The sequence below is a fragment of the Promicromonospora iranensis genome (assembly GCF_028994805.1).
Taxonomy (GTDB): Bacteria; Actinomycetota; Actinomycetes; order Actinomycetales; family Cellulomonadaceae; genus Promicromonospora; species Promicromonospora iranensis.
The window spans coordinates 302,755-315,494 of record NZ_JAJQQP010000003.1 but is presented as its reverse complement, the minus strand read 5'-3'; the positions used below and the strand labels follow the sequence as shown (position 1 = coordinate 315,494).

12 protein-coding genes are annotated in these 12,740 nt (G+C 72.1%); 4 read left to right on the top strand and 8 right to left on the bottom strand.

Going from position 1 to position 12,740, the window contains the following annotated elements; translation table 11 throughout:
• Complete coding sequence (locus tag LUM46_RS06435; protein WP_274992949.1) at positions 1-1,671, bottom strand: metallophosphoesterase family protein; 1,671 nt, start codon at positions 1,669-1,671, stop codon at positions 1-3.
• 261 nt (positions 1,672-1,932) lie between these two features.
• On the opposite strand from LUM46_RS06435, the gene LUM46_RS06430 reads away from it, so the two are divergent.
• Positions 1,933-2,430, top strand: coding sequence for an SRPBCC family protein (locus tag LUM46_RS06430; protein WP_274992948.1), 498 nt, complete (start codon positions 1,933-1,935; stop codon positions 2,428-2,430).
• Positions 2,431-2,436: 6 nt separating this feature from the next.
• Here LUM46_RS06430 and ku read toward each other — a convergent pair whose 3' ends face one another.
• A complete protein-coding gene (gene ku, locus LUM46_RS06425) occupies positions 2,437-3,327 on the bottom strand; it encodes a non-homologous end joining protein Ku (protein WP_274992947.1) in 891 nt (296 codons plus the stop codon).
• A 78-nt stretch (positions 3,328-3,405) separates the two neighbouring features.
• A complete protein-coding gene (locus LUM46_RS06420; protein WP_374726973.1) occupies positions 3,406-3,729 on the bottom strand; it encodes a glutaredoxin family protein in 324 nt (107 codons plus the stop codon).
• A gap of 100 nt (positions 3,730-3,829) precedes the next feature.
• Between LUM46_RS06420 and LUM46_RS06415 the strand changes: the two genes are divergently transcribed.
• The 3 genes from LUM46_RS06415 to LUM46_RS06405 all read left to right on the top strand — a co-directional run bounded on the left by LUM46_RS06415 (position 3,830) and on the right by LUM46_RS06405 (position 8,439).
• Entirely contained in the window at positions 3,830-6,331 is a 2,502-nt protein-coding gene (locus LUM46_RS06415; RefSeq protein WP_274992946.1) for an ATP-dependent DNA ligase, read from the top strand.
• Positions 6,332-6,456: 125 nt separating this feature from the next.
• Positions 6,457-7,446, top strand: a complete 990-nt coding sequence (locus tag LUM46_RS06410; protein WP_274992945.1) for an SMP-30/gluconolactonase/LRE family protein — start codon at positions 6,457-6,459, stop codon at positions 7,444-7,446.
• Positions 7,447-7,515: 69 nt separating this feature from the next.
• The gene (locus LUM46_RS06405; protein WP_274992944.1) at positions 7,516-8,439 is read left to right on the top strand and encodes an NADP-dependent oxidoreductase; all 924 of its coding nucleotides are present in this window, start codon (positions 7,516-7,518) and stop codon (positions 8,437-8,439) included.
• A gap of 210 nt (positions 8,440-8,649) precedes the next feature.
• Here LUM46_RS06405 and LUM46_RS06400 read toward each other — a convergent pair whose 3' ends face one another.
• The 5 genes from LUM46_RS06400 to LUM46_RS06380 all read right to left on the bottom strand — a co-directional run bounded on the left by LUM46_RS06400 (position 8,650) and on the right by LUM46_RS06380 (position 12,643).
• Positions 8,650-9,075: a VOC family protein gene (locus LUM46_RS06400; protein ID WP_274992943.1), complete on the bottom strand. Its 426-nt coding sequence runs from the start codon at positions 9,073-9,075 to the stop codon at positions 8,650-8,652.
• A gap of 105 nt (positions 9,076-9,180) precedes the next feature.
• Positions 9,181-9,792 (bottom strand): hypothetical protein, encoded by a 612-nt coding sequence (locus LUM46_RS06395; RefSeq protein WP_274992942.1) that lies wholly within the window; start codon positions 9,790-9,792, stop codon positions 9,181-9,183.
• A complete protein-coding gene (locus LUM46_RS06390) occupies positions 9,783-10,154 on the bottom strand; it encodes a hypothetical protein (protein WP_274992941.1) in 372 nt (123 codons plus the stop codon). The genes LUM46_RS06395 and LUM46_RS06390 overlap by 10 nt, the downstream gene beginning before the upstream one ends.
• Positions 10,155-10,380: 226 nt before the next feature.
• A complete protein-coding gene (locus LUM46_RS06385; protein ID WP_274992940.1) occupies positions 10,381-11,229 on the bottom strand; it encodes a siderophore-interacting protein in 849 nt (282 codons plus the stop codon).
• Positions 11,230-11,248: 19 nt separating this feature from the next.
• The gene (locus LUM46_RS06380; protein WP_274992939.1) at positions 11,249-12,643 is read right to left on the bottom strand and encodes a DHA2 family efflux MFS transporter permease subunit; all 1,395 of its coding nucleotides are present in this window, start codon (positions 12,641-12,643) and stop codon (positions 11,249-11,251) included.
• Positions 12,644-12,740: the final 97 nt, after the last annotated feature.

The following is a 12,740-nucleotide window of genomic DNA, read 5'->3' as shown; positions in this document are numbered from 1 at the left end:
CTAGTTGCCCGTCGGTGACGGCGAGGTCGACGGCGTGGACCCGGTGCCGGACGTCACACCGTCGTCGCCCGGTACCTCGTCGGGCAGCGGGACGGGCGGCGGGATCGGCTGCCGCTCGCTCACCGACGCCTCGCCCTCCGGGGTGACCTCGACCAGCTGCCAGTCCACGAACCGACGCCGCTCCGGGTCGAACCGCAGCACCGTCATCTCCGAGGAGTCCCGCAGGGGCCCCACCGACGTGTTGCCCTTCGTCGCCCCGCCGGTGCTCGCGTTCACGTACCGCACGCCGTACCCGACGACGTCCGGCCCGATCCGCTTGTGCATGTGCCCCGAGATCTGGAACGGCACGCAGCCCGACTCCAGCGCGGGGTCGCCGACGGCGGGCTGGTGGATCAGCAGCAGGTCGACCCGGTCCTCCCCGGTGAACCCCCCGAGGCCCGGCTCTCCCGCCGCCTCGCACGCCACGTCCCGCAGCCGCTCGCCCGCCTGTTCCGGTGTCTCCTCGCGGGCCAGCATGGTGCCGCCGCCGATCCGCGTCTCCAGGGGGTCCCGGTCACCGAGGATCCGCACCCCCTCCACCTCGACCACGTCGCCGTCCAGCACGATCTGGCGGTTCGCCAGCTCCGTCGCCGTCGTCAGGCGGGAGTCGTGGTTGCCGTCCGAGACCACGAACGGCACACCGTCGGGAACCGCGGACGCGAACGAGTCCACGCACACCGACTCCACGCTCGTGCCGTTGATCGTCGTGTCCCCCGCGTTGAGCATGACGTCCGGTCCCAGCCGGTCGGCCAGATCACGGATCAGGGGTGTCATGCCCGTGTTGCAGTGCAGGTCCGAGACCAGCAGGAGCGTCACGTAGTCGGTCTCCTCCGGGCTCTCCGACGCCGGAGGCCCTTGCGCCGCCTCCGCCGCCTCCTGCTCCGCGACCCGCGCGTCCCACGCCTCGTTCAGCCGCTCCCGCGCCCCGGCGTAGAACACCTCGTTGGCCTGATAGGTCTCCACCAGCTGGCCGCTGTACGTGTCGATCACGCCCGCCAGCCGGCCGGTGATCCGCGCACCCTCCAGTGCCGTCCCCGCGAACACCGGCGAGGCGGGCAGCGCGGCGCGCTCCTCGGGCCCGGCGCTCGACGTGACGGTTCCGGCCACGAGCACGGTGACGAGCACGGCGCCGGTGATCTGCCACGTACGCGGCACCAGCGTCCGGGAGAGATCCCGCCGTCGGGCGGGCCCGAGCAGGGCCCGCAGCCCGAGGCCGGCCACGACCAGCACCAGCGCCGCGGTACCGGTGCCGCGCACGGCGTCCCAGATCAGCGCCCACGCCACGGTGCGCACGGTCTGCTGCGGGGTGTCGAAGAACTGGAGATACCCGTCGAGGTCGCCGGCGAGGGCGTCGAAGCTGGCGGTGTCCACTGCCGCGAGATCGGCGGGGATCTCGTGGACCGTGATCCGCACACCGAGCGTGAACGGCAGCGGGGAGTCCGTGACCACGGTGCCCAGCGGGCCGAGGTCTGCGATCAGCCGGTCGTTCGCCGTGACGGTATAGGTGGCCTCGTGCGGGCCGAGGCTCAGGTCTGCCTTCGCCGTCGTGATCCCGAACGTCACGCACACCAGAACTGCCGCCACGGCGGCCAGGGTCCACCGCAGCCAGCGGGGCGGGTTGTTGCGACTCATCGGCTCTACCTTGTCATGCGACGTGTCGGACATGCGACGTGTCCGCGCGGTCGCCCTGGCGAACGAGGCGCAACCTGGCCGGCCTGGTCCGGCGCCGAGCCGCAACTCAGAGGGGTCCTCCGGCGCCGAACCGATGCGAACACGTCGCCGCGCACCAACATCGACGCGGATCTTGCGGCTCGGCGGCCAGACCGGCGACCAACTTGCGGTTCGGCGGGACGGCGGCTGTCGGCTCGGCTCCCCGGGCGGCACGATGGCCCGATGTTCACACTTCGATCCGTCTGGCGCCCGGCCGCGCCCGTGGCGCAGGTCTGGTCGGTGCTCGCCGACCCCCGGTTCACCTGGCCCGACTGGTGGCCGGGACTCACCGCGTCACAGACCCGCCCCGTCGTCGGACCGGACGGGCTCGCCGGGCCCGGGGCGTGGGCCCGGCTGCAGGTCCGCAGCCCGCTCGGGTACTCGCTACGGTTTCGGCTCGACCTGAGGCGGACGACGGCGCCGTCCGACGGCGTGCCCGGCCGTGCGCTGCTCGACGTGGTCGGCGATCTGGAGGGCAGCGCCGAGGTGACGGTGTCCGAGGTGCGGGCCGGTGGGGCGGGAGCAGGGGTCTCGACCGAGGTCCAGCTCCTCTGGCAGGTGTCCCCGGTCCCCGCCTGGTTCCGCGCCGCGGCCCGGATCGGTCCCGGCCCGCTCGCCTGGGCGCACGCCCGCGTGATGCGGGCGGGCGAGCGCGGCCTGGCGGAGCGGCTGCGTGGTTGAGCCGGGTCAGCCCGCCTTCTGAGACTTCGACCGGGACTTCGACGGGGACTTCGCCTTCGAGGTCGAGCGCGAACCGGACTTCGACGACGACCCGGACGACGACTTGGACTTCGACTCCGCCACGCTGCGTTTGAGGGCCTCCATGAGGTCGACCACCTCGGCGCCCTCGCCCTCCTCCCCCTCGGGGGCCTCGCCGAACGTCGCGGCCGTGTCGACGGTCTCGCCCGCCTCGAGCTTGGCCTCGACGAGCTTGCGCAGCTGCACCTGGTACTCGTCCTCGTAGTCCTCGGGCGTGAAGTCCGCCTCGAAGCTGCTGACGAGCTGGGCCGACATCGCGAGCTCCTTGTCGGAGACCTTCGCCGGCTCGTCGAGGGACGGGAACGCGGCCTCGCGGACCTCGTCGGCCCACAGGAGGGTCTGCAGCACGAGCACCTCGTCCCGCACCCGCAGTGCGGCCAGCCGGGTGCGCTGCCGGAGCGCGAACTTCACGACGGCGGTGCGTTCGGTCTCCTCCAGCGTGCGGCGCAGCAGCACGTACGCCTTCGTGGACTTGGAGTCGGGCTCGAGGTAGTACGTCCGGTCGAGCATGATCGGGTCGATCTGCTCGGTGGGCACGAACTCCACCACCGAGATCTCGCGGTCCCGTTCGGCCGGGAGATCGGCGAGGTCCTTCTTGGTGAGCACCACCGTGCGCTCACCGTCGTCGTAAGCGCGGTCGATGTGCTCGTACGGCACCACTTCGCCGTCGATCTCGCACACGCGCTTGTACCGGATACGTCCACCGTCGGCGTCGTGTACCTGGTGCAGCTGGACGTCATGGTCCTCGGTCGCGCTGTACAGCTTGACCGGAACGTTGACGAGGCCGAAGGTCACGGCACCCTTCCAGATAGCCCTCATCCTTCTATGGTGCGCCCCAAGCGCACCACATGCCCAGGTTTCGGTCTGGGCCGACGCCGCGGGCGGCGGTGGAAGGCGTCAGAGGCCCGCGCGGTCCAGCTTCGCGCAGAGCTCCGCGTTGGTGGGCTCCACGAGGTGCTCGCCGTCGGGGAACACCAGCACCGGGATGCTCTTTCGCCCGGTCAGGGCCTCGGCCTCGTCCGCGCGGGCGGGCTGGGCGGCGAGGTCCACGTAGACGTAGTCCACCCGCCGGACGTCGAGCACCGCCTTGCTGCGGCGGCAGTCACGGCACCACTCGGCGCCGTAGACGGTGAGCTGCTGGGGTCGGGCGATCGAAGAGGTGTCTCGTGCAGTCGCCCTGGACGCTGCGAACACGTCGATCGCGAGGTCATCCGAAATCACTCGCCGGAGCCTAGCGGAGTTCCCACCACGGTCACGACCCTCCGGCACGTGATCTCGCCGACCCTGGGCGAGACGCACCGACCGGCGGCACGATGGTGGGATGGCGTCCACACAGCAGACGGTCTCGGTCGAGGGGCACCGCCTGCGCCTGAGCAACCTCGACAAGGTCATGTTCCCGGCGTCGGGGACCACCAAGGGCGAGGTGCTGCACTACCTGACGCAGGTGGCGCCCGTGCTGCTGCCGCACGCCGCGAACCGGCCCGCCACCCGCAAGCGGTGGCCCGACGGCACGGGCGGGCAGATGTTCTTCCAGAAGAACCTCGACGCCTCGACCCCCGACTGGGTCAAGCGACGGTCGATCCAGCACAAGTCCTCGGCGAACGACTACGTGCTGGTCAACGACCTCGCGACCCTGACCTGGCTGGGCCAGACGGCGACCCTCGAGCTGCACACGCCGCAGTGGCAGTTCGGCCGCACGGGCGCCCGCCTCGACCCCGACCGCCTGGTGCTCGACCTCGACCCCGGTCCCGGCGCGGGGCTGGCCGAGTGCGCACAGGTCGCCCGCTGGGCCCGCGAGATCCTGCAGGGCATGGGCCTGGAGCCGTACCCGGTGACGTCCGGTTCCAAGGGCATCCACCTCTACGCGGCACTGGGCAAGGCCCAGGACAGCCGCCTCGACTCCGACGCCGTCTCCGCCGTCGCGCACGAGCTAGCCCGCTACCTCGAGTCCGAGCACCCCGACCTCGTCGTCAGCGACATGAGCAAGAGCCTGCGCCAGGGCAAGGTGCTGGTCGACTGGTCGCAGAACAACGGCAGCAAGACCACCATCACCCCCTACTCCCTGCGCGGCCTCGACCGGCCGTGGGTCGCCGCGCCCCGCACGTGGGAGGAGCTCGACGACCCCGACCTCGCCCAGCTCACGCCCGAAGAGGTGGTGGCGCGCGTCGAGGCCGACGGCGACCTGCTCGCCCCGCTCCTGGAGGGCCACCTCTCCGCCCTGGAGCCGACGCCGGAGCGCCTGGCCACCTTCCAGAAGCTGGAGACCTACCGGACCAAGCGCGACCCGGCCAGGACCCCCGAGCCGTTCGGACCGGAGACGCAGGTCTCCACCAGCTCGACCACCGGGGCGGGCTCGACCACCGACGAACCCACCTTCGTCATCCAGGAGCACCATGCCCGCCGTCTGCACTGGGACTTCCGCCTCGAGCACGACGGCGTGCTCGTGAGCTGGGCCCTCCCCCGCGGCGAACCGACCGATCCGGCCAAGAACCACCTGGCCGTGCAGACCGAGGACCACCCGCTGGAGTACGGCTCCTTCGAGGGCACCATCCCGAGCGGCGAGTACGGGGCCGGCGAGGTCACCATCTGGGACTCCGGCACCTACGAGCTCGAGAAGTGGCGTGACGACGAGGTGATCGTCACCCTCCGCTCCGCCGAGCGCGGCTCCCGCCGTCTGGCCCTGATCCGCACGGGCGGCCGTGACGGTGACGCCGAGAACAACTGGCTCATCCACCTCACCAAGGCCCAGCCGGGCTCCCCGAACGCGTCGAGCGCTGAGCCCTCCCCCGCACCGAAGGCCCGGACCGGGACCGGGCAGAAAGCACAGCGGCCCATGCTCGCCACCAACGCCGCGCCCGGCGAGCTGACCGAGCCCGACGACTGGATGTTCGAGATGAAGTGGGACGGGTTCCGCACCCTCGCCCACGTCCAGGACGCCGAGACCGTGCGCCTCGTCAGCCGCTCCGGCCAGGACCTCACGGTCACCTTCCCCGAGCTGGCCGCGCTCGCGGACCAGGTCGACCCGGCCCGGCTCCCGGTCGTGCTCGACGGCGAGATCGTCGCGCTCGACCGCGACGGCCGCCCCGACTTCCGCCGGCTCCAGCTCCGCGCCAACCTCCGCAAGGAGCGTGACGTCGCACGCGCCCGGGCCCGCGTCCAGGTGGACCTCATGCTCTTCGACGTCCTGCAGGCCGACGGCGACGACGTCACGCACCGCCCCTGGACCGAGCGGCGCGAGCTGCTGGAGTCCCTCGTCACGCCCCACGCCCCCGTCCATCTCCCGCCCGTGTTCGACGGTGACCTCGACGCCGCCCTGCGCACCTCGCGCACCCTGCGTCTGGAGGGCGTCGTCGCCAAGCGCCGCACCTCCACCTACGCGCAACGCCGCTCACGCGAGTGGCTCAAGCTCAAGCACAGCGCCATGCAGGAGGTCGTCATCGTGGGCTGGCGGCCGGGCCGGGCGAACTCCTCGGTCATGGGCTCCCTCCTCATGGCGGTGCCCGACGACGGCGCGGACGGCGACGGCCTGCGCTACGTCGGACGGGTCGGCACGGGCTTCACCGAGCGCGAGCGCCGCGAGATCACCGCCCAGCTGCGGAGCATGGAGCGCAAGACACCCGGCGCGTCGGGCGTGCCGACGGACGATGCGTCGGACGCCCGCTGGGTGACGCCCAAGCTGGTGGGCGAGGTGACGTACGCCGACTGGGCGGAGGGCAGCGACGGCGCGTCGGGCGAGCGGCGGATGCGGCACTCCGTGTGGCGCGGCTGGCGCCCGGACAAGTCGCCGCACGACGTGGTGGTCGAGGTGCCCGGGCAGAAGTGACCCGGCAGGCCGCGCATCGGGCCCGGCGTTCTCGGGCGTCGCCCGCTTGGCACACTTTTACGCTGTTTCCCTCCACTTCGGCGGGCTACCGACGTACGGTGTTGCCCGACGGACGGAGGACAGAGATGTTCAGGTACCCCCAGCGTCTGGCCGCCCCTACGGCCATCCTTGCCGCGATCACGCTCGCGGCAGTCCCGGCGACAGCGGTCGCCGCACCCGGGGCCGCCCCCAGCGGCTCCCCCGCGCAGCAGCTCGCCCACGGCCTGCGCGACCCCTTTCCCCAGATCGACCTCCCGGAGCGCATCGACCTGCCCGACGCCTTCCGGCCCGAAGGCATCGCGACGGCAGGCCCGTACGCATGGTTCGGCTCGCTCGCCGACGGCGACATCTACCGCGCCGACCTCGTGACCGGCGAGGGCGAGCTGATCAGCCAGGGTCCCGGCACGCCGTCGGTGGGGCTCGCCGTCGACGCTCGCGGCCGCCTGTTCGTCTCGGGCGGCACCGCCGGCGACGCGCGGGTCGTCGACGGGCGTACGGGCGAGGTCCTCGCGACGTACGACCTCGGCGGCGGCTTCGTGAACGACGTCGTGCTGACCGACGACCACGCCTACTTCACCGACTCCCAGCGCGCCGTCGTCCACCGGCTGCACCTGGGGCCGCGCGGCGAGCCCACCGACACGTCGGACGAGCTGGTCCTGCACGGCGACTGGGAGCAGGTCGACGGGTTCAACGCCAACGGCATCACGACCTCGCCCGACGGGAAGGCGCTCCTCGTCGTGAACTCGACGACCGGTGACCTCTTCCGGGTGGACCCGGACAACGGGCACGCCGACCGGGTGGACCTCGGCGACACGAAGCTCACGGACGGCGACGGGATGCTCCGTACCGGTCGCACGCTCTACGTCGCGCAGAACACCCGGAACCAGGTGTCGACCGTGCGGCTCGACCGGACGGCGTCCTCCGGGCGGGTGGTGCAGACCCGCACCAGCGACGACTTCGACACCCCCACCACCATCGCCCGCTTCGCCGGTGCGCTGTACCTGCCGAACGCCCGGTTCACGACGACGCCCGAGGACGACACCGCGTACTGGGTCACGCGCCTGCGGCTGGACTGAGCGGGCCTGTGCGGCGGCCCGCCCGGCGGTCACGGAATACCCGCGTCCGCCGGGCGGGTTGTCGCTGACATGCGAGCCATCACGTATTCCACGTTCGGCAGCGCCGACGTCCTCGAGCTCTCCGACCAGCCCGACCCGCACATCGGGCCCGACACCCTGCTCGTCCGGGTCAGGGCCGCCTCGGTGAACCCGGTCGACTGGAAGATCCGCCAGGGCTACCTGGAGGGCCTGATCGACACGACGTTCCCCGCGATCCCGGGCTGGGACGTCGCGGGCGTCGTCGAGCAGGTCGGCCTGGACACCCCTGAGTTCCAGGTCGGCGACGAGGTGTACGGCTACGTGCGCAAGGACACGGTGCAGGGCGGCACGTTCGCCGAGCTCGTCGCGGCGCCGGTGCGCACCCTGGCGCGCAAGCCGGCGTCCCTGAGCTTCGAGGAGGCGGCGGCGGTACCGCTCGCGGGCCTCACCGCGTACCAGGCGATCCGGCGTGCCGGGGTCACCGAGGGGCAGACCGTGCTGGTGCACGCGGCGGCCGGCGGCGTCGGCGCGTTCGCCGTGCAGCTCGCCAAGGCACTGGGCGCCCGCGTCATCGGCACCGCGAGCGAGGGCAACCACGAGTTCCTGCGCGCGCTCGGCGCCGAACCGGTCACCTACGGCGACGGTCTCGCGGACCGGGTCCGCTCCGTCGCGCCCGACGGCGTCGACGTCGCCCTCGACTTCGCCGGCGGCGAGGCCGTCGCCACCAGCGCCGAGGTGCTGGCCGACGGCGGCACCATCGCGTCGATCACGGACGCCACAGCCCGCACCGAGCACGGCGGGCACTACCTCTGGGTGCGCCCGTCCACGGCGGACCTCGACGCCCTCACCGCGCTCTTCGACGCCGGCAAGCTGTCGGTGGAGGTCGCGCAGGTGTTCGACCTGGCCGACGCCGCCGAAGCGCACCGGGCCAACGAGACGGGCCACACGCGCGGCAAGGTGGTAGTCCGAGTCTGACCGGTGCGCATGCGGGCGCGGGCGTGCGGCGTGATCGGTAAAACGTCAGGTGGTCGGTAGAAGGTCAGGTGGTCGGCAGTTCGAACTACCGACCACCTGACGTTCTGCCGACCACGCGCGGCTGGCCTCTCAGGGCGCACCTGAGACCAGCGGGTAGGACCAGCATCTCCCGGATCCCGGCCGCTCTCCTCGGGCCGGTCGCCCAGCCGCTCAGGCGTCAGCGGCTTCTGTCGGCGCCGACTGCTCCGCGAGCTGAGCCGGCGAACGCAGGACGCAGAACTCGTTGCCCTCCGGGTCGGCGAGCGTCACCCAGCCGGTGCCCGGCCCGTACTGCCCTCGGCGGTCGGCCACGACCGTGGCGCCGTGCGCGATCAGCCGTTCGATCTCCGTGTCCTGCGGGTCCTCGCGCGGGCGCAGGTCGAGGTGCAGCCGGTTCTTGACCGACTTGCCCTCCGGCACCTCGATGAACAGGACGGTCATGCCCTTGCCCGCAGGGTCGACGAGCATGCACTCGTCGTGGCCGGGCAGGTTCGGGTCGTCGGGCACGTCCTCGTACCCGAGCACCGGCTTCCACCACTCGGAGAGCGAGTAGGCGTCGGAGCAGTCGATGGTCAGGTGCGAGATGAAGGTAGCCACGCTCGGACCCTGACACATCCCACCCGACGGTCCAACACTTTTCACGCCGGGCACTGCCCCGGCTGGTCGGCAGAACGTCAGGTGTTCGGTACCCCGGATTACCGACTACCTGACGTTCTGCCGACCATTCGTGCGGCCTGCCGCGGGCGCCGGGGGCGGGAGCTGGCGGAGCGGGCGGAGGTTTGCGCGGATCTCGTCCGGGACGTGTCCGAGGATCCGGGCCAGGGCGGGGCCCGCGCCGTCCGACGACGTCACGCGCACCACTCCCCAACGCTCCTCCCGGAGCTGGTCCTCGCGGCGCTTCTCGTCGAACAGCGCGCGTCCGGCGTCGTGCCCGGCGCCGAGCGCGCCGGGGACGTACTTGACGCGCCCGTCGAACTCGGCGAGCAGCCGGAACGCCGTCCAGCCCAGGTCCGCCCGGAACTCACCATAGGGAGTGCTGACCCGGAGCTGTGTGACCGGGCGAGGCAGGCCCGCCCGCAGCACCAGGTACCGGAGCCAGGTCTCCCACGCGGACTCCGCACCTCTGTCCGCCAGCTCGAGCACCAGCAGCGCCCGGCGGCGGCCGCGCACGTCACGCATGCTCATCACCGACTCGCGGGCGGCCGGGAGGTCCATCCCGAGCGCGAGCGCATGGTCCGCGACGACGAGCGCGGGCAACGGGTGCAGCGAGACACAGCAGTCCGCGACGGTGCGCTCCAGGCTGGTCACCGCCACGCCGTCGACGGTGGTCCCTCGTGGGCGCCGACCGTCAGGCGATGCCGCGCGATGTCGCGGGCCGACGCCGAGGACGCCCGGTACCGCTGGATGACATGGATGCGCTCCGGCAGCTGCCACAGGCGCAGCCCGTGCAGGAGAGCGGCCGACTCGTGGCTCACCCACGCGCGGCGCAGCTGTGTGCCGACCGCGACGACACGAGCGACAGCGCGGTCCGTCGCGTCGCGATACCGGTCACCGGTGGTGACCGGTCTGTCGCGATAGGCACCCCGGCGAACCTTCTCGACGTTCTTGTCCCGGAGTGCTCTGCGTAGCGCCTCTCGGTCGTGCTCCCGTGCGATGAGGATCTCGGACTGGTCCATACGGAGACCGTGGCGCAGATCCGGCTCGCGTGGGGCTCCTGGCACGCCATCTGTGCACGGGCCTCGAACTGACACGCCTGTGGTCGCACTCACAGCACCACACCCGGGTGTTCGGCGAGAGGTCGGGTGGTCGGCAGAATGTCAGGTGATCGGCAATCCGAGTTGCCGATCACCTGACGTATTGCCGACCACCCGGGTTCGGCCCTGCCCGCACCCAGACAAGCGGTCAGCCCGGGGACGAGCGGCCGTGGCGCCAGTAGCCCACGAAGTCCACGTGCGACTTGGGCACGCCGCGTTCGTTCACCAGGTGCCGGCGCGCGCCCGTGGCCAGCGACGCCTCACCGACGGCGAACGCGTACACCGCGGTGCCGAACCCGGTCAGGTCGAGCTCCTGCAGCTCCGCGAGCGCGGCTCGGCCGGGGACGGCGTGCGCGTCGCCGTCCGACCGCACCACCCAGCGCACCTCGACGCCCGACGGCGCCCGGAACTCCTGCTCGTCCCCGGCCGTGGGGACCTCGACGACGGCGATGCCGCGGGCGTCGTCGGGGAGCGACTCGCAGATGCCGGCGACGGCGGGCAGCCCCGACTCGTCGGCCACCAGGAGCGTCCAGTCGTGCGGGTGCCGCGGGTCGTAGGTGACACCCTGGTCAAGGATGCCGACGCGCATGCCGTGGTCGGCGGCCTGGGCGAAGCCCGCTCCCGGGCCGGACACGTGCCCGGCGCCCTCTGACGTGTCGTGCTCACCGGCGTGCAGCACGAAGTCGACGTCTATCTCGTTCAGGTCGGGCCGCGCGGCACGCACCGTGTAGTTGCGTACCCAGGGACGCCGGGCCTTCGGGGTGGTGAGGTACTCCGCGTACCAGAGCCCCGACGTACGGGTCGGCAGGCGCAGCATGTCCTGCCCCGCCCGGGGCAGGAAGAGGCGGAACCACTGGTCGTAGCCGGCGGGTGTGAGCTGGGCCAGCTCGTCGCCGCCGAGCGTCACGCGCATCATGTTCGGCGTGATCCGCTTGGTGTTGACGACCTCAGCCATCACGACGTGCGGGTCGACCGCTTTGCGCCCCTTGAATGCCATGCACTGAGGTTAGGCACACCTAAGTCCGTTTGACCAGGGTGTCGCTTGGATCTACCCCGCGCGCGTTCCGGATCCCCGCCAGCGACAGCAGACCGCCGGCCACCAGCAGGGCCGCGGTCACCAGGAGGGCGCGGTGGAACGTGTCGACGTCCAGCACGCCGCCGGTGATGACCCCCGCGAAGGCGACGGTCACCAGCCCGGCCACCCGCGCGACGGCATTGTTCACCGCGGAGCCGATGCCGGCGTCCTGCGTGGGGACGGCGCCGAGGATGGCGGCCGTCAGCGGCGCCACCGTGATCGAGAGCCCGAGGCCGAACACGAGCTGGCCGGGCAGCACCTGGGTGGGGTAGAACGCGGTCTCGTCGATCGAGAGCATCAGGAGGAACCCCGCCGCCGCGACGATCGGGCCCAGCGTCATGAACAGCCGCGGCCCGTACCGGCCGGCGAGCGTGCCGAACCACGCCGAGAAGAGGATCATCGCGAGCGTGGTCGGCAGCTGCGCCACGCCGGACCACGTCGCGGAGTACCCGGCGACCTGCTGCAGGAACAGCGTGAGCACGAATCCGCCCAGCGAGAGCGCCCCGTAGATCGCGAAGGTCGCGAGGTTGCCCCATGCGAAGTTGCGCGCCCCGAACAGACGCAGCGGCAGCATCGGGTCCGCGGCCCGCCGTTGGTGGAGCACGAACGCCACCAGCATCGCGGCACCGACGAGGACGGACCCGAGGACGGCCGGTGACGTCCATCCGAGCCGCTCCCCCTCGATGAGCCCGAACACCACGCCCGCGAGGCCGAACGCGGCGAGCGACGCACCCGGGACGTCGATCCGCCGACCCGGCTCGCCCTCTGCCGCGGGCACCCCGCGCAGCAGCCAGAGCGTCACGGCGACGACGGGCACGTTGATCCAGAACACCCAGCGCCAGGACACGAGGTCGACGAGCATGCCGCCGACGAACGGGCCGACGATCATCGCGGCGGTGGTCCACGACGTCCACCGGCCGATCGCGCGGGCCTGCGCCTCGCCGCGGAACGTCGCGACGATCAGGGCCAGCGAGCTCGGCACCAGCAGGGCGCCCGCCACGCCCTGCAGCGCACGGGCGAGGACGAGGACAGGCCCCGTGGGCGCGAGCGCGCACAGCACCGAGGCGACGGCGAACCCCACGAGCCCCACGGCCAGCACCCGGCGTCGCCCGTAGACGTCGGACACCGAACCCGCGACGAGCATCAGCGCCCCGAGGGTCACGAGGTAGGCGTCGACCACCCACTGCTGCAGGGCCAGCGCCTCCACGCCCTCGCCACCGAGCTCCCGCGCGATCGCGGGCAGCGCGACGCTCACGACCGTGCCGTCGAGGAACGACACGAACGAACCGAGGATGGCGACGAGGAGCACCCGTCTCTGGAGCGTGGTCACGGCCACACGGTATGCCGAGCCACCGACACCCGTCGCCCTCGGGTGGGCCTGCCCGAACTACCCCCTCACCCCGCCGTCGTCAAGCCCGCGCTGCGATCATCGC